This is a genomic window from Paenibacillus sp. DMB5 (assembly GCF_001517085.1).
Classification (GTDB): domain Bacteria; phylum Bacillota; class Bacilli; order Paenibacillales; family Paenibacillaceae; genus Paenibacillus_AQ.
Map to the genome: position 1 here is coordinate 93,366 of NZ_LRAC01000172.1, position 18,333 is coordinate 111,698.

The 18,333-nt window shown below is 53.5% G+C and carries 10 protein-coding genes and 1 pseudogene; 2 read left to right on the forward strand and 9 right to left on the reverse strand.

The features are described from left to right. Positions 1-13: 13 nt before the first annotated feature. The 5 genes and pseudogenes from AWJ19_RS32785 to AWJ19_RS32805 all read right to left on the reverse strand — a co-directional run bounded on the left by AWJ19_RS32785 (position 14) and on the right by AWJ19_RS32805 (position 10,623). A pseudogene (locus AWJ19_RS32785) lies at positions 14-794 on the reverse strand (ABC transporter permease subunit). Then, positions 787-1,716: an ABC transporter ATP-binding protein gene (locus tag AWJ19_RS32790; protein ID WP_068720715.1), complete on the reverse strand. Its 930-nt coding sequence runs from the start codon at positions 1,714-1,716 to the stop codon at positions 787-789. Before AWJ19_RS32790 ends, AWJ19_RS32785 begins: the two are co-directional and overlap by 8 nt. A gap of 762 nt (positions 1,717-2,478) precedes the next feature. Beyond that, a complete protein-coding gene (gltB, locus tag AWJ19_RS32795; protein WP_068720803.1) occupies positions 2,479-7,074 on the reverse strand; it encodes a glutamate synthase large subunit in 4,596 nt (1,531 codons plus the stop codon). A 376-nt stretch (positions 7,075-7,450) separates the two neighbouring features. Further along, positions 7,451-9,805, reverse strand: coding sequence for a YhgE/Pip domain-containing protein (locus AWJ19_RS32800; protein WP_068720713.1), 2,355 nt, complete (start codon positions 9,803-9,805; stop codon positions 7,451-7,453). A gap of 242 nt (positions 9,806-10,047) precedes the next feature. Further along, on the reverse strand, positions 10,048-10,623 hold the full coding sequence (locus tag AWJ19_RS32805) for a TetR/AcrR family transcriptional regulator (protein WP_068720711.1): 576 nt from the start codon (positions 10,621-10,623) through the stop codon (positions 10,048-10,050). Between the two features lie 304 nt (positions 10,624-10,927). Here AWJ19_RS32805 and AWJ19_RS32810 point away from each other — a divergent pair, with 304 nt between their 5' ends. Then, positions 10,928-12,115, forward strand: a complete 1,188-nt coding sequence (locus AWJ19_RS32810; RefSeq protein WP_068720709.1) for a glycosyltransferase — start codon at positions 10,928-10,930, stop codon at positions 12,113-12,115. 69 nt (positions 12,116-12,184) lie between these two features. Here the strand turns inward: AWJ19_RS32810 and AWJ19_RS32815 are convergent, their stop codons facing one another. Together AWJ19_RS32815 and thpR are read right to left on the reverse strand one after the other, a co-directional pair. Then, positions 12,185-13,075, reverse strand: coding sequence for a cell wall hydrolase (locus AWJ19_RS32815; protein ID WP_068720706.1), 891 nt, complete (start codon positions 13,073-13,075; stop codon positions 12,185-12,187). A gap of 82 nt (positions 13,076-13,157) precedes the next feature. After that, complete coding sequence (thpR, locus tag AWJ19_RS32820) at positions 13,158-13,763, reverse strand: RNA 2',3'-cyclic phosphodiesterase (protein ID WP_068720802.1); 606 nt, start codon at positions 13,761-13,763, stop codon at positions 13,158-13,160. Positions 13,764-13,875: 112 nt separating this feature from the next. Here thpR and AWJ19_RS32825 point away from each other — a divergent pair, with 112 nt between their 5' ends. Next, positions 13,876-14,727 (forward strand): D-2-hydroxyacid dehydrogenase, encoded by an 852-nt coding sequence (locus tag AWJ19_RS32825; RefSeq protein ID WP_241781547.1) that lies wholly within the window; start codon positions 13,876-13,878, stop codon positions 14,725-14,727. A 173-nt stretch (positions 14,728-14,900) separates the two neighbouring features. Here the strand turns inward: AWJ19_RS32825 and AWJ19_RS32830 are convergent, their stop codons facing one another. Together AWJ19_RS32830 and dgt are read right to left on the reverse strand one after the other, a co-directional pair. Continuing rightward, positions 14,901-16,676, reverse strand: coding sequence for a methyl-accepting chemotaxis protein (locus tag AWJ19_RS32830; protein ID WP_068720704.1), 1,776 nt, complete (start codon positions 16,674-16,676; stop codon positions 14,901-14,903). 192 nt (positions 16,677-16,868) lie between these two features. Next, positions 16,869-18,278: a dGTP triphosphohydrolase gene (dgt, locus tag AWJ19_RS32835; RefSeq protein ID WP_068720702.1), complete on the reverse strand. Its 1,410-nt coding sequence runs from the start codon at positions 18,276-18,278 to the stop codon at positions 16,869-16,871. Between the last annotated feature and the right edge of the window lie 55 nt (positions 18,279-18,333).

Here is an 18,333-nt window from a genome sequence, read left to right on the forward strand (position 1 = left end):
TCAGATGACCTGTTTAAGCAGCTACATCCCTTTTACTGAAGACAAGCCAGGAAACGGCCAGGAACAGCACATAGTACGCAGCCAGCACTGCAACCGAGAAGCCAAGGCTGACCCCTCCCGGACCTGTATCGCTGAGCAAATAGCCCCGCAGGTCCATATGGGTAAAGATCAGATACTTGGCCCACTCGAAGCGTTCAGGATTAAAAATCTGGACAAAATATTTTGGTGAACATGATAAACAGCGACAGTCCGATCGCCAGCCCGCTTGCGCGGAAGACACTGGAGACCATAAAGGCAAGGGCTGCTGTCAGGAACAGCTCAATGTAGCGGCAGAACAAATCCATGAACGAGTATTCCGCCGGGGTCCAGGACATCAGATTGGTTACATCAGAGGTATCCTGCCCGGAGAAAATGAGCGATGACGCATATCCGAAAGCAACCAGCACAGCGGTGCTGAGCAAGCTGAACAGGATCATCGAAATGTATTTCGAGAGCAGAATTTTGGAGCGGCTCCACGGACGGATCAGCAGCAGCTTGATGGTTCCCCAGGAAAATTCACCGGCCACAGCATCAGAAGCGATCACCACCGTAAAGATGGTATTCAAAAAGAAGGAGATTGTTACCGTCAGCTGAAAATTATCCCACACTCCAACCGGGTCAGAACTGCTTGTAAAATAAATCAGTGCCGGAAACAGCGCACTCATGAGTCCCAAGATAACCAGCATAACCCATGTGCGGACCCGGCTGTAAATCTTGATGTTCTCATTATGTATGAGAGCTGCGAACTCACCCAATGCCTTCACCTCCGGTAATCTCCAGGAATTGATCTTCAAGTGACCGTGACAGCGCCCTGATGCTATATACTTTGAAGCCTGCCGCCACAAGTTTTGCATTCAGCTCAGCAATGTCCTCACGTCCGGCCTCCACGGAGATCCCCCCGTTTTTTAACACGCCTTGTCCCAGCACGGCCAGCGCACCCTCAGGATCATCAACCTCAAACAGCGTTTCCGTGACCGGCAATACAGCGTCCCCCACTGCTTTCAGCTGCTTGACATCAATCAGCCGGCCGTTCTGGATAATGGCCACGCTGTCACACATCAGCTCCATCTCGGACAGCAGGTGGCTGGAGACAAATACGGTCGTACCCTCCTCCTGGCACAGCCGCCGCAAATAATCGCGCAGCTCCCGGATGCCCTGGGGGTCAAGACCATTCGTCGGCTCATCCAGGATCAGCAGCTTCGGCCGGTGCAGCAGGGCCTGGGCCACACCCAGCCGCTGGCGCATGCCAAGCGAGTAGGTTTTGACTTTGTCATTAATTCTCTGGCCAAGCCCGACCAGCTGCACAACCTCATCAATCCGCTGCTTCGTAACACCGGGAATCATCCGGGCATACTGGCGCAGATTCTGGTACCCGCTCAGGAACTTGTACATTTCCGGATTCTCCACAATTGCGCCGACATTGGCCACAGCCTCTTCAAAATGATCCTTGATGCTGCGTCCGCAGATCAGAATATCGCCGCGGCTGATCGAGATCAGACCGACCATCATGCGGATCGTAGTTGTTTTCCCGGCGCCATTGGGCCCAAGGAACCCGAAGATTTGTCCGGGCGGAATATCCAGCGTCAGATCACTTACCAGTGTTTTGGAGCCGATTTTTTTGGTCACCCCCATCAGGCTGGCTACAGGCTTATTCGCTGATTCTGCCGTAAGTGGCATTCCTTCACTTCCTTTCTTTCGTTTATAAAATGAAATAATTTTAGATTGAACAAAGAAATATCCTGTATTAGGATTAGCCGTGACTCCAGAGAATATTTGGACTTCCGGCCGCTGCCCTTCTGCAGATTTCTTTATTTATACCGTTCTTAACGGTTGAAATCCGCAGACTGCCTATGCTTCCGTAGCGAGCTTTTCTGCGAAAAGCTTTCAGGCGGTCGCTACGCTCCTCCAGTTCCAAAATTCCCCTCCGTCACTCTTCCTTTAACATAAAATTCCCAGTTAAATCTATATAGCCATTTCATTTTATATATTTTCCATTTTACCACATCCTGCCTTTTTCCTGAAAACCAGGGAAAAAGGAAGAGTTAACTAACTAATAGACGGTTTAATAGGACGGTAACCCTGCATATATAGAAAATTATAAGAAGAATGTCGCTCCATGCGCCCCCCTCTACCTATAAGCCCGAATTAACCGCCGCCAATCTTTAAATAGGACAATGTTCAACAGAAATAATGGGATTTTCCCCTCTATTGCGGCTCACTCTGGTTACTTTGAGGATGTTCCTGCATTTGGGACTGAGCAGACAAGCCTGCTTTATTGTAGGTAATCCATTATTAGCAATCTATCATGCTTAGGATAGTGGGATGGCAACAACTATTCCGGTACATATGAGAAAGGGCCGTATCCTTCGCCAAGCGGAAGAATACAGCCCTTTTCTCATTATTCCATTAAGCCGGTCAAAAAGACACGGCTATGATGATTTAGCCTCCAACACGCGCAAGCTCACGCATATTGGCTTCAAAAGCAGCCATTAGGGCAGCTTCGCCGGTCAGGCCGGTCTGCTCAACCTTGCGGATCTGCTCCAGCATCCGTTTGTAATCCTTCGGAATGACGCGGACGAACTTAGGCAGCGACGCTTCCCAGGAGTCCAGAATCCGGCCTGCGGCAGCACTGCCTGTAAGCTCGGCATGACGGCTGATCAGCTTGTGCAGCTCAGCTGCTTCCTCAGCTTCTTCAACCCGCTCCAGCAGGACCATTTCCAGATTACAGCGTTTGATGAAGCTGTTCTCCGGATCGTAGACATAGGCGATACCGCCGGACATCCCTGCCGCGAAGTTGCGGCCGGTTGCACCCAGCACGGCTACGCGGCCGCCGGTCATATACTCACAGCCGTGGTCACCCACGCCTTCTACGACTACATTCGCACCGGAGTTGCGGACCGCGAAACGTTCGCCGGCAATACCGTTGATGTACGCTTCTCCGCCGGTTGCCCCGTAGAGCGCCGTGTTTCCGATAATGATGTTATCTTCGGCGGCAAAGGTAGCCTTAGGCGACGGCTTGATGATCAGCTTGCCGCCGGACAGCCCCTTACCCACATAGTCATTGGAGTCGCCTTCGACCGTAATCGTGATCCCCTTAGGTACGAAAGCACCAAGACTTTGTCCGGCAGAGCCGGTGAAGTTCAGGCGGATCGTATCATCCGGCAGCCCGGCAGCCCCGTATTTACGGGTCAGCTCACTGCCCAGGATGGTGCCGACAGCACGGTTGACGTTGGTAATCGGCAGGGATACCTCCACCGGCTGGCCGGATTCCAGTGCCGGAGCCGCCAGATCGAGCAGCTTCGATACATCAATCGTTTCTTCCAGGCCGTGGTTCTGGAACTTGCTGCGGAAGCGGGTGCTTCCTTCCGGCAGTTCCGGCGTATGCAGCAGGCCGCTCAGATCGACACCCTTCTTCTTCCAGTGGTAATCAGCATGGACAGCATCCAGGCAATCCGTACGTCCAACCATCTCTTCAATGGTCCGGAATCCAAGCTCTGCCATAATCTCGCGCAGATCCTGAGCCACAAAGGTCATGAAGTTAACGACATGCTGCGGATCGCCGGTAAAGTTTTTGCGCAGATCCGGATTCTGGGTAGCAACGCCGACCGGACAGGTGTCCATCTGGCAGACGCGCATCATGATACAGCCTACCGCTACGAGCGGCGCGGTTGCAAATCCGTATTCTTCGGCTCCCAGCAGTACAGCTACCGCAAGGTCGCGCCCGCTGAGCATTTTGCCGTCAGTTTCAAGTACAACACGGTCACGCAGATTGTTCAGCATAAGCGTCTGGTGAGTCTCGGCAAGGCCGAGCTCCCACGGCAGACCGGCATGGCGGATCGAGTTCATCGGGGAAGCCCCGGTACCGCCGTCATAACCGCTGATCAGGATAATGTCGGCACGGCCTTTGGCTACGCCGGCAGCAATCGTTCCGACACCAACCTCAGACACCAGCTTCACGTTAATGCTGGCCCGCGGATTAGCGTTCTTCAGATCATAGATCAGCTCTGCCAGATCCTCGATTGAGTAGATGTCATGATGCGGCGGCGGCGAGATCAGGCCTACGCCTGCTGTAGAGCCGCGCACTTCCGCTACCCAAGGATAAACCTTGCGGCCCGGAAGCTGTCCGCCTTCACCAGGCTTCGCTCCCTGTGCCATCTTGATCTGGATCTCATCGGCGTTCACCAGATAGTTCGAGGTTACCCCGAAACGTCCCGATGCCACTTGTTTGATTGCACTGCGGCGGGAATCGCCGTTAGCGTCAGGAATGAAGCGGGCCGGATCTTCCCCGCCCTCACCGGTGTTGCTCTTTCCGCCGATGCGGTTCATTGCAATCGCCAGCGTCTCATGGGCTTCCTTACTGATGGAGCCGAATGACATTGCTCCGGTCTTAAAGCGTTTCATGATCGATTCTGCCGGTTCAACCTCATCCAGCGGAACCGGCTGGTTCACGGATTTGAATTCCAGCATGGAGCGGATCGTCTGGTGCTTCTTGCTCTCCCCTTGAACAAGCGCGGCATATTTCTTATACAGCGCGTAGTCACCGCTTCGTACAGAATGCTGCAGCAGATGAATGGTCTGCGGGTTGAACAAATGATCTTCCCCGTCACTGCGCCATTGATAATCACCGCCGGAATCGAGCACCTTGTCGTTGCCGTCCTTATCAGTGAATGCGCGGTTGTGGTGCATCAGGGCTTCAGCCGCCACTTCCGCAAGGCCGATACCGCCGATGCGGGAAGGTGTCCAGGTGAAGTAACGGTCCACGAACTCTGTGCTCAGGCCGACCGCTTCAAAAATCTGTGCGCCGCGGTACGACTGAATCGTGGAGATCCCCATTTTGGACAATATTTTAACTACGCTCTTAGTCGCAGCCTTAATGTAGTTCTTAACAGCCTTCTCATGCGAGATGCCGCGCAGCAGACCCTGGCCGATCATATCGTCCAGACTCTCAAAAGCAAGATAAGGATTGACTGCACTCACGCCGTAACCGAGCAGCAGCGCGTAATGATGCACTTCACGCGGTTCGCCGGACTCCAGCAGAATGCTGACTTTGGTCCGCGATCCGGAGCGGATCAGATGGTGATGCAGGCTGGATACAGCCAGCAGCGCCGGAATGGCTGCATTCTCACGGTCTACGCCGCGGTCAGACAGGATAAGGATATTGTGGCCTTTGGCCATTACACGGTCAGCCGCTTCATTCATGCGCTCAAGCGCGATGCGCATGCCTTCCGCTCCAAGCTCAGCCGGGAACAGAATCGGAATCGACATCGACTTGAAGCCGGCACGGCGGACGTGGCGGATCTTGGCGAAATCCTCATTTGAGAGGATCGGCGACTCCAGGGAGATCTGCCGGCAGCTCTCCGGTTCAGGCTTCAGCAGGTTGCGTTCCGGACCGATTGTGGTAGCTGTAGACGTAACCAGCTCCTCACGGATGGCATCAATCGGCGGATTGGTTACCTGAGCGAACATTTGTTTAAAGTAGTTGTAGAGACGCTGCGGACGGTCCGAGAGCACAGCCAGCGGGGCATCATAGCCCATCGAGCCGACGGCTTCGGCGCCGGTGGAGGCCATAGGCTCAAGCACCTTGCGCAGATCTTCAAAGGTATAGCCGAACGACTGCTGCAGCTGCTGCACATTGTCATGCTTAGGATTCGGCAGCTCAGGCGCTTCAGGAAGCTGATCCAGACCGATCAGGTGCTCATCGAGCCACTGGCGGTAAGGCTGCTCGGAGGCGATTTGGGCTTTTACTTCCTCATCCGAGATAATCCGGCCCTGCTTCGTGTCAACCAGCAGCATACGTCCCGGTCTCAGCCGGTCTTTGTATAATACATCCTCTGCCGGAATATCAAGCACTCCCGCTTCCGAGGACAGAATAATCATATCGTCTTTGGTTACATAATAACGCGCAGGACGCAGACCGTTGCGGTCAAGCATCGCACCTATTTGCACACCGTCGGTAAAGCCCATTGCGGCCGGCCCGTCCCACGGCTCCATCAGCGTGCTGTGATACTCGTAGAATGCCTTCTTCTCTTCGCTCATAGTCTCATGGTTGCTCCAAGGCTCAGGAACCATCATCATGGCTACATGCGGCAGGGAGCGTCCGCTGAGATAGAGGAATTCAAAGGTGTTATCGAACATAGCGGTATCCGAACCGTCAGGATTGACAATCGGCTTGATTTTGCCGAGGGATTCCCCGAATACTTCACTCTTGAACAAGGACTGGCGGGCATGCATCCAGTTCACATTCCCCCGCAGCGTATTAATCTCACCGTTGTGGATCATGAAGCGGTACGGGTGGGCACGCTCCCAGCTCGGGAACGTATTCGTGCTGAAACGGGAGTGAACGAGGGCAATTGCCGACTCCAGCTCTTCATTCTGCAGATCCAGGTAGAACTGGCCTACCTGCTCGGTTGTCAGCATGCCTTTGTATACGATCTTGCGGCAGGACATGCTTGGCATATAAAAGGATTCAGCCTCTTCAACACCGCCGTAGCGGATAGCGAGCTCTGCACGCTTGCGGATTACAAACAGCTTGCGTTCAAAGGCCAGCTCATCAGCAAGGCCTTCGGAACGGCCGATAAACACCTGGCGTACATAAGGCTTGGCAGCCTTAGCGGTTTTGCCCAGCATTTCATCATAGGTGGGAACATCACGGTATCCCAGCACTGTCTGGCCTTCTTCAGCAATAATCTCGCTTAACAGAGCTTCATGACGGGTGCGGATCTCCTCGTTATGAGACAAAAAGATCATGCCCACGCCATATTGGCCCTGTTCCGGCAGCTCAAAGCCAAGCTTTCTGGCTTCACCGGCAAAGAAACGGTGCGGAATTTGCAGCATAATGCCGGCTCCGTCACCGGAGTTCGGCTCGCTTCCCTGTCCGCCGCGATGCTCCATATTAAAGAGCATGGTCAAAGCGTTGCTTACGATATCATGGGAAGGTTTACCTTTAATATGGGCAACAAAGCCCATGCCGCATGCATCTTTTTCGAACTGGGGATCATAAAGACCTTGTTTGTTGGGCAGTTCAGTGTGTCTCATCATACGCAACCTTTCTATTCTAAAGTAGTACCTTGATTCTCAGGAAAATGTTACAAAGAAATACTTAATATTTATTCAAGCCAGATTGGTTATATAAGTTTATCATCGACCTGACATGAGCGCAATTTAAAGTTTTTTATGAGTTTGATTAACATTTGTTTTTACGGTACAGCTTTACTGAGCGAAAGTGTAAAAAAACTTTATCATGCATATTTATGCATAACCGATGTATAAGTCCTTATCCAATGAAAACGCTTCAGAGGGTTTTCTTTTTCACTATGTACTCTTTTTTATGGACTTTTCCGCATATAAAAAACACAAGGGCGCCCCCGCAAGGACGCCCTTTGTTCATATCAGCCATTTTCAGATAATGTGATTATACAGTCAAAACTTGTTCACCTTTTACAGAAATTTCATTCTCCTGCTCACGGGTCATGAAGTACGTAAACGTAAGGGCCAGGAATACAATCCCATAAATGGCCAGCACTCCCGCATCACTCCACATCACACCGTAATTGCCGGTGGAAATGGCTGCCTTGAACCCGCGGACACTGTAGGTCATCGGAAGCAGCGGATTAAAGAATTTCATCCAGCCCGGAATCAGCTCCAGCGGGAAGGTTCCTGCGCTGGTTGTCAGCTGGAAGATCAGAATCACAATCACTACAAAACGTCCAGGCTGATCCAGCCAGGTTACAATCGCCTGGATCATCCACATGAACGAAATACTGGTAATAAAGGTGAACGCGTAGAACAAGGCCACATTCTGTACCTCAAGGCCAAGGCCGTACAGTACAATCATTGCCGCCATCAGCGACTGGAGCACACTCATCATCGAGAAGGTCAGCGTACGGCTGATGAACCGGTTGAACCGGCTGGCACCTGGAACTTCGGAGCTGCTCATCGGAATGACCAGTGTGCAGATCAGCGCGCCTACAAACAATCCGAGTGACAGGAAGTAAGGGGCAAAGCCTGTGCCGTAATTCGGTACTGCGCTGACCTTCACTTCTTCAATCTGCACAGGCTGTGCGAACATGGACACCAGAGCGTCCGTCTTGTTCACTGTGCTGGTCTGGGAAGCGGCATCTCCAAGCTTGGAGGCGAGCTCACCGGAACCGGACTTCAGCTCGTCGAGGCCGTCCTTCAACTGGCCCGCACCGTCGCTGAGCTTCTTCGAGCCGTCCGCTACGGAGTTCAGGCCGCTGCTCAGCTGGCCTGCGCCTGCAAGCAGCTTGGAGGTGCCGGCTTCCAGCGCCTTGCCGCCGTCAGCCAGCTTCGCTCCGCCTGCGGCTGCTTCGTCCAGCTTCGCGCCGAACTGCTGCATCCCGGCGGACAATGTGCCGCCGCCGGTTTCCAGCTTCGCTGCGCCGGCCACGAGCTGCTGCTGCCCGGCCAGCAGCTGCGTGCTGCCTGCATTCAGCTGCTGCGCACCTTCATGCAGCTGGGCAACCCCCGCGTCCAGCTGCTGCGTTCCCGCCTGCAGCTGGTTCGCGCCCTGCACCAGCTGCCCGTGGCCGCTGTGCAGCGAAGTTGCGCCAGCCAGCAGCTGCTGCTGGCTCTGATCGAGCTGCGCTGTGCCTTCGGCTACAGCGGCGCTTGCGGCCAGCAGCTTCTGCACATCTGCACTTGCAGCAAGCTGCGGGTTCGACTTGGCCAGCTGCTGCAGGCCGTCTGATACAGCCTTGGCAGCGGCGCTAACCTTCGCGCTGCCCTCCTTGGAAGCCTGAAGACCGGCTTCCAGCTTCGCACTGCCTTCATTTGCGTCCGTCAGTCCGGCCGCAAGCTTCGCGCTGCCGTCCACTACGGACTGCGTGCCGGCCGCAAGCTTCGCTGTCCCGTCCACGGCCGACTGTGTGCCGGCCTGTAATGCCTTGGCTCCGGCTTCTGACTTCTTCAGTCCGGCGCTGAGCTGCTTGCTGCCGTCTGCAGTCTGGGCAACGCCGGCCTGCAGCTTCTTGTGTGCAGCGGACAATTGCTCAAGTCCGCCTGCCAGGGTGCTGCTGCCGCTCTCCAGCGCTGCGGCCCCTGTATTCAAGGCGGTTACGCCTTCTGTCAGCGGAGCTACACCTTCTACCAGCTTGCCCGTGCCTTCAGTCAGCACAAGCAGATTATCCTTCAGCTTGAGCGCACCGTCATCCAGTTTGGCTGCGCCGTCGGCAATTTTCGTTGCACCGTCTCCGGCATCGCCGAGCCCATCGGCGATTTCCGTAATTTTATCGAACACGGAAGTCGTATAAGCTTCAGTAATTTTGGCGGATACCTTGGTCTTGATATCCTTTACTGCAGTCCCGCCGATCTGGCCGGCAAGGAAGTTATAGCCTTCATTCGGCTCATAGATAATTTTGGCCGGCTGCGGATCTGCTTCCAGCAGCGTCGTCGCGTTCGCGGAAAAATCCTCAGGAACGATAATAGCCATATAGTACGTATTATCGTCCAGACCCGCTTCCGCCTCGGCACGGGTTACGAAATGCCATTTGAACCCGTCGGTCTTTTTAAGCTCCTCCACCAGATCACTGCCGGCGGTAAGCTGGGAGCCCTCGTACTCGGCGCCCTTATCCTCATTGACAACAGCCACCGGCAGCTCGTTCATCTTACCGTACGGGTCCCAGAAAGCCTTGAGGAATAATCCGCTGTACAGCACGGGAATGAACAGGACGACAAACATGGGAATCAGCACCTTCGGATTCTTCAGTGCCGCACCCAGGTCCTTGAAAAAGACAGATAAAGATTTCATTCTGGTTCTCTCCTTATAATCATATGCTCTTTATACAAAGCTATAAATCTCTCTCTGTTTAGGCGGGGCTGCTATTTGCTAGCTGGATGAAAGTTGCAGTAACACCAGATGACCATTTTCCCCATTCGGTCAATTAAGAGCAAAAAAAATTTGTTCAGCCTTTCTGCTGCACTCTCCACATGCAGCACCGTACTAAGGGACAGCGGACAAACTGTGCGCCGTTCCCTCCGGCAGCCCATGGCTTACTGTGCCAGGCCATCTGACAGAAACAAGTGAAAATAATCCTTGATCTGCTCCTTGCTCAAAGGTACATGCACCTTGTTCAGCTCGGCGGTCAGTACAATGTACAGCCTGAACATTACTATGGACACGATCTTGGGGTCACACGGCTTGATTTCCCCTTGCTGTATGGCCTGCTCCACCTCCCGTTCCAGATATTCCAGCACAACGTTCTCGAGCTTGTCGAGCCCGTCACCGGCCTGCGGCGTTCCGAAATCGCGACTTTCCTGGGAAAGCTTGATAAACAGCTCATGTTCGCTTCGAAATTCAAGCAGTGCATCCAGCACCCTGTGCAGGTTATCAAAAAACGGCTTATCCCGCCTGATCTCCCGCTCGGCGATATGCTTCATCTCAGTAATGACATCACGCAGAATCTCATCAAACAGCTGCTCCTTATTCGTAAAAAAGGTATAAATCGTGCCTTTTCCGACATTCGCAATCTTGGCGACCTGATCCATTGTCGTTGCCTTATAGCCGAATAATGAAAAACATTTCGTCGCGGCCTGAAGCACCAGCTGCCTTCGATCTACCACAGCCACCTGTATCCACTCCCTTTCCTGCAAAAAATCGCTGCCGCATTATCTTGACCACTTTACTAATCCGGTCATTTGGTCATTACCCACTTTATCACTTTCCCTTTCACTTGGCAATACCCGGCTGCGCTCTTTATTTTTAATTTATTGCAGTGTTTTAACTTTCCAATTACGTCTTATTTGTATAATGTGAGATAAGGGGTTCATTCCCTTGTATAATGTAATAGAACTATTACAGAGAGGTATCTCGTATTCGATCTAAGAAGAGGACCCGCAATTCTACCCATAAAGGAAAGTAGCAGGTGAACTTATGCGAAAGAAAAGAGTACTGCTGTTTTCGGAAGGCTTCGGCACGGGCCATACAGGGGCAGCCTATGCTCTGGCCGAAGGAATCAGACTGCTTAACCCGGACGTCCAGTGCCGGGTCATTGAGCTGGGCAAATTCCTGAATCCTACGGTTGCGCCTTGGATCCTTTCCGCTTACCGCAAGACAGTCAGCAGCCAGCCTAAGCTGGTCGGCATGATGTATAAAACCCAATATCATAAATCACTTAACCGGCTGACCCGTGCAGCGCTGCACCGGGTTTTTTATACTCATGCCAAAAAGGTGGTCGAGCAGCTGAAGCCCGATCTTATTATCTGCTCCCATCCGATTCCTGCCGCTGTCATCTCCAGGCTGAAGCAGCAGGGGCTGGATATACCGCTTTATACTTTGATAACAGATTATGACGCGCACGGCAGCTGGGTGAACCCTGAGGCTGACCGCTACCTGGTCTCTACCTCACGGGTCAAATCCATCCTTACCGGGCGGGGAGTGCCGCCTGAGCGGGTCACAGTCACCGGGATTCCGGTGCACCCGAAGTTCTGGGAGCGTTCCAACAAGACATTGCTTCGTAAAGAGCTCGGACTGGCTGATATCCCAACTGTTCTAATTATGGGCGGAGGCTGGGGCCTAATGTTCGGCCAGGATGTCATGGATTCCCTTACCGCCAGAATGGATCAGATTCAGCTGATCTTTTGTATGGGGAGCAACGACAAGCTGGTAGCGCGGATGCGCTCCACTCCGCTGCTGAATCATCCCAATGTAAAAATCCTGGGCTACAGCAGCGAAATCAACAAGCTGATGGACGCTTCAGACCTGCTGATAACGAAACCGGGCGGGATGACCTGCACGGAAGGGCAGGCCAAAGGGATTCCAATGCTGTTCTACAGCGCCATCCCCGGCCAGGAAGAGAAGAACTGCCAGTATTTCGTAGAGCTCGGGCTGGCCGAGGTGCTCGACTCCCAGGTGGTGGACAAATGGTTCTCCCTCCTGCTCCGCGAATACGCGGGGATCGAAGAGCAGCGCAGACGGCGGCTCGCCCTGGAACGCCAGCAGCCCCACAACTGCGCCTCCACGGTGCTGCAGCTTCTGGGCAAGACCGCAGACGGACCTGCCGAGCTCCGGAGCACACGGGCGCAGGCGCGGACAGAAGAGGCTGTTTATGTTACGCCCTGAACGATCAAAAACCTCCAATTCTGCCTGATGCAGATTTGGAGGTTTTTTAGTTGTCTGCAGGCAGGACCCTTATTTATAAAAGGTATGATTGCCGATGGTCTTGGCATAGGTGCGTGAATGATGTACGGTCAGATCCTGGGCCAGCTGCAGTGACAGGAAAAAATACGTATCGTCCGTAACCTCTTTCACTCCGGAAAGAGCGGCATTGACCGCTTTTATACTGTCTTCATTCGGTTTCACACGTTTAAGACGCCCGTTAGCTACCGGGCTAAACTGGCTTTTCTGATAAATAACCTCATATATAGTGTCGGGAAAATTGGCTGACCGTAGCCTGTTCAGAACAACGTTGGCGACTGCCACCTTGCCCTGGTACGGTTCACCCTCCGCTTCTGCCATTACAATCTTTTGCAGCAGTAGCAGGTCTTCTTCGGATACGGCGTAGCTCCAGGTTGCTTCCGCTTGCTGTTCCTGGTTTAGTAGCTTTGTCCGGGAGAAGAACAATTTAAGGGGGGGATTTTGCTGAGATGCCGTTTTGACTTTGTTTACAGTCTGATTCCCCTTGGCTGCCGCCTGTTTGAGTGCTGTCTGCACTGCCGGCGGGGCCTTCATCAGAGTGGCTTTGGGCTGAACGGCTGGTTTAACGGCTGCCTGCTTGGGCTTCAGCTTACCAGGATCGAACCATTCCGCCTTGGGCTGCTTGTCCTGCCAGACCTGGCCAAGACTTGTTGCTGATGTATAAAAGACAGGGGTGCTTATCCTGCCTGACCTCTCCTGAGCTGACGATTGCTGTACCTGCAGCGCTGCGGCTGCGGCATGGCCGGCTCCGGCTAATTTATCCAATTGCTGTGTATTCTGGCCTTCGGTAACAACGCCGGGGCTAAACAGGCTTATCGCTGAGAAACACACTAGAATTACGCCGACCAGCAGCGCAATACAGCGGTTTTGTTTAAAAATCTCCATCACTTACCTCCTAGTTTACGGCACATTCCTATTGTATGTAACCGAAAATGGAAGCTTTGAAAACTTTCTTGTCGATTTAAGCTTAGAAAAATGACATTTTTCCGATCATTTCATACATAGGAATGGCATGCATTCTAGTAGCATACACCACAAAAGCATCAACCGTCCAGTCTTTTACCGAACAATTGTTCTCTATTTTGTCTGTCCGGTCCCGCATATCGCCCAGCAGCCCCGAACTGAAAACGCGTTCATCCCGGTATTTGCGGGCTAAAGTCAGGTGCGGAGAATAGGATCTTTTTTCCGCCTTAAACCCCAGCGCCGAAGTTGCCGAAACGACGTCGCGCTGGAGCTCCTGCAGCCGCTCCAGCTCACCGGAAATCCCGGCCCACAGCACTCTTGGCGACTCCGGAGCACCGAAGGTTCCCCATTCCCCGAGACGGAGCCTGAACGGTTTCTGTCCGGCAGAAATTACCTTCAGGGCAGCAAGCAGTGCGGGAATTTGGGCAGCCGGGGTGTCACCCAGAAACTGGAGGGTAATATGATAATCATCGGGATATGTCCATTTGGCGAACTTCAGCCTTGAAGACAGTGCGGCCGCTTCCTGTCCCAGCAGCCTTCCCTGCTCCTCAGGCAGCTTCACGGCAACAAACAGACGCTCAGGATCACGGCCAAACGTACGGTTTTCCATGTGTATTTCACCTTTCGGGACAGATTTGATATCCTTATTGTATACAAGATCAGCCAATTTTACGAAAATTGTATAACGGGAGGGAACCATCATCACTAAATCCATTGTTTGTTTGCAGCCACTTACTTCTCAGCAGCAGGAGACCATTCTCGCCGCCGCTCCGGGTTATACCCTTACACTGGGAAATGCCAAAAGCCCGGATCTTGATCAGCTTGCCCGCGCGGAAATTATAATCGGCTGGGGCAAAGGCATAGCAGATACCGTGCTGCAGCCGGGTTCACCGCTCCGCTGGGTCCAGACCTGGTCTGCCGGCGTGGAGAAGCTGCCGCTTCGGAGGCTGGAGGAGCGGGGCATCCTTCTGACAAATGCCAGCGGTGTCCATGCCGAGCCGATCACGGCCGTTATTATCGGATTCATGCTGATGTTTACCCGAAACTTTCACACAGCGATCCGCAATCAGCTGGAACGCAAGTGGCATTCGGACGGCAAGGAAAGCGAGCTGACCGGTAAAACCGCCGTCATTGCCGGAACGGGCTCCATCGGAAGCGAGACCGCCAGAATCGCCAAGGCTTTCCGGATGAAAACCATCGGAATCAGCCGCTCAGGCTCAGAGGTTGACGGGTTTGACAAGGTCTACACCACTGCACGGCTGCATGAAGCAGCCGAATCTGCCGACTTCCTGATCAACACCCTGCCGCTTACCGACGAAACGAAGGGACTCTTTAATGCCGATGTGTTTAATGCCTGCCCGCAGGGGGCTTATTATATCAACATCGGACGCGGGGCGACCACGGATACTGAAGCCCTTATGACCGCGCTGAACAGCGGGCAGCTGGCCGAGCGGGTCTCGATGTCTTTGACCCCGAACCGCTCCCTTCTGAACATCCGCTTTGGGGCATGGAGCAGGTCATTATTACACCGCACTGCGCCGGTACGACGGACCGTTATGCCGACCGGATCGTAGAGCTCTTTACCGAGAATGTACAAGCTTACCTGAAGGACGGCCAGCCTTCCCGTAACCTGGTGGATTATAGCCGGCAATACTAATATCGTTTAACATCCCGGTTCGTTTTAAAAAGGGGGATTCCCGGCAGCTTTTCCTGCCGGGAATCCCCCTTTGTCTTTTGCTGTTCGCGGTTAAATCCGGAAACGCGTTACCGACTCCTCAAGCTCCACCAGACGGCTGCGCAGCTGGCCGATGCCGGCTGCCACCTCACTGGTCGCCTGCACCTGCTCATTGGCAGAGGCTGACGTCTCCTCCACTCCTGCTGCCGACTGCTGGGCAAGTGCCGAGATATGCTGGCTGAATTCATTCATCGTCTCACTTGCACCGGCCATTTTCCGGATATCTCCGCCCATATTATCAATGGTGCCTGCCATTACATCTACCGAGCGGTTAATATCCGCCAGGGCGCTGCCGGTCTCCAGAATCTGCCTGCCGCCCTCCTCCGTCTTCAGTACACCTTCCCGCAGCTGCTCCACCATCTCTCTGGAATCCGCCTGAATCCCTTGAGTGATGCTGGTGATTTCGGATACGGTCTGCTGCACATCCTCTGACAGCTTGCGCACTTCCTGGGCAACGACCGCGAATCCGCGCCCGCTGTCCCCGGCTCTGGCAGCCTCTATCGCCGCGTTGATGGCCAGCAGATGAGTCTGTTCAGAGATGCTGCGGATGGAGCCGACCAGCCGGAAGATCCCTTCATTCTTACGGTTAAGCTCCTCCACTGTATCCATCGACTGGGATACAACTTCGGCAATCTGGCCCATCTGTGCCACCGAGCTTTCCATCAGTGCTCTGCCCCGCTCGCCTTTGGTGCGCACCTGATCCGAATGCAGCCGCAGCTCTTCCCCCTTGCCGGCAAAGTCGCTTATCAGCTTGTTCAAATCCTCAACCGCCTTCGAGGCTTCCACAGCGGATTCCGCCTGGCTGCCTGCCGCATTGGCCAGCTCCTCCATTGTAACGGCAATCTGGCTGCTTCCCTCTTTGGTCCCTGACACCGTGCGGACCAGCTCATCGCCCTGCCGGGCGATGATTCCCGAGACGTTACGAATCTGGCTGACGATCGCAAGCAGCGTCCGGTTCGTGTCATTGGCCGTTTTGGCAAGCCGCCCTATCTCATCCTCATTGCGGATCAGGGTATCCTCCGAGGTCAGATCCCCCTCCGCAATCCGCTGCAGATGAGCGGTTACCGCTTTGATCGGGTTAATAATCGTCTTACGGATTACCATATTGATCAGGCCGATAATCAGCAGTACAAGCAGTATGATTATACTGATAATAGTAAGCGAGGCGTGAAATGCATCCTCCGAGTGTCTCCCATCCTGCTCGGCATCCTCCTGGCTGTGCTTGACCAGCGCCTCCAGATCAATCTGCATCGCATTAAAGGCATCAATCCCTTTTTGCGAGACCTCCAGCGCGAGCTGCTCATTCCCCTCGTCACTAAGCTTGATAGCCTGACTATTGATCGTCATGTATTCATTCCATTTGTCACTGAGGGCTGACAGCTGCTCCAGTCCTGTGTCACTGTCAAGCGATTCTCTGTAAAGCTTCATCAAATCGGCAACCTTGCGGATCGCCTGAGCCCTTTGTTCTTCAAGCTTAGCCTTTTCAGCACTGTCTGTATTGAGAATATGCTGCATACTGAGCGCCATAATGTGCTCTGTATAATAATTGATATCATGCACCTGATTAAGCGCCGGTATTGCTTTTTCAACAATATTCCCTGTGTTTTTCTGCATATTGTACATTTGATAGAGGGAGGTACCCCCGATTAGCAGAACCAGCAGGGCCAAGGCTGCGTAGCCTGTGGCGATTTTTGCTCCAACGCTTTTTTTTCTGGCCTCCATGACCTTTTTCATAGTACCTTTTGTCTGCTTCAGTACGGATTCCAACCGATTCCGCTCTTTTCCCACAACTATGCCCCCTCTGATTTCCGAAAACCTTACAAGTAATTTACAATCGATTGCTTTCATTTTCACAATTGGGCAAAACGATACACTACTCTCTATATTTCGGCAGGAATTACGGATATTTTTAGATGATGTCATATATCCTCCGCACAATAAAACCGGGCTCCCGCAGGGAACCCGGTCTGTCTGAACGGCTTAATCCAGGTCGTAAATGGAGCCTACCTTCAGGCCGTACAGCTCGTTATAGATTTTTTCGGCAAAAGCATCCGTCATCCCGGCGATGTAGTCGATCACCATATGCTCCCAGGTCCAGATCGGCTTCTGCTGCCGCTGGTCCTTCTCAAAGCGCTGCAGCCAGTCGCTCGGAATGATCGCCTTGGAGGTCTCCGGATCGTTGAACGCCCCCCACAGCCGGCGGAGAATCCATTCACTGCGTTTTTGCAGGCGCTGCACGCGCAGGTCGCGGATCATCGTAACCCAGGCGAAGCTTTTGAGCACACTGACCGTCCGCAGCATATCCTCATCCTCTGCGCCATCCTTGATGAACGTGACCTTCTTCCAGTCCCCGTCGGAAATGACCCCGAGACTGGCGACGAAGGTGCTTACCCAGTAAGCCTTCACCTCCCGGCGCGTACGGGAATAATCATTTTCGCAGGTCGGCATCTTGTCCATCCAGACTCTCAGGAACTCGCTCAGTACCGCCTCCACCTTGATGTGGATCGCTTCAGGCTGCCAGCCCTTCCAGAAGGAGTCCTCCAGCGTCGTAATCTTCTCTACAATCAGCCGCTGGATATAGGTATCGTGCATAAAATGCTCATGGACTTCAATCTTGCCCGCCTTGATCCCGTCCTCCAGATCATGCGCGGAATAGGCGATGTCATCGCACAGGTCCATCAGCTGGGCCTCCAGCGTCTTTTTGCCGTCAGGAATCCCCCAGTCCTTGCGGATCTCCGAGATATAATTCCATTCGGACAGATACATGCCCTTCTTCAGCACCGTGCCGGGAAAAGGATACTTGTTGATCCCCAGCAGCACGGCATCAGACAGATTCAGCCCGTCGATATTCTCGCGCTTCTCCAGAAACATGATCAGCCGGAAGTTATGCGCATTGCCCTCAAAATGCTCATACTGCCGCTTCATATTCCCTTCGATCGTCTGCTTCTGCACCGGGCCGGCGCCTGACTTCAGCGCTTCCTCGGCTGTTTTTTTGGCGATAAGCTGCTCCAGGATGTTGTCCAGCACCTCTTCCCCTTTATGCCCGAACGGGGGATGGCCGAAATCATGGGCGATGGCTGCACATTCCACCACTTCAGGATCAATGACAAGCCCGGGGTTGTCCGCCTGTCCGGTTTCCACCTCAGGATAAGAACGTAACAGGCTTTTGGCTGCCTCGCGGGCAATCTGCGCCACCTCGAGCGAGTGGGTCAGACGGGTCCGGTAATAATCGCCGGTGCCGGCGCCGAATACCTGTGATTTGCCCTGCAGCCGGCGGAAGGTCGGTGAGTGAATCAGGCGTGAATAGTCGCGTTCATACGCCGCTCTTGATGTCTCCAGACGGGTAATCTCCGGATACTGCCTGTGCTCTCTTTTCTCAATTAGTGTCATATCCGCTGCCCCTATCCATGTTCTGTATTTAGTACTTCATTATAGACATTTCCGG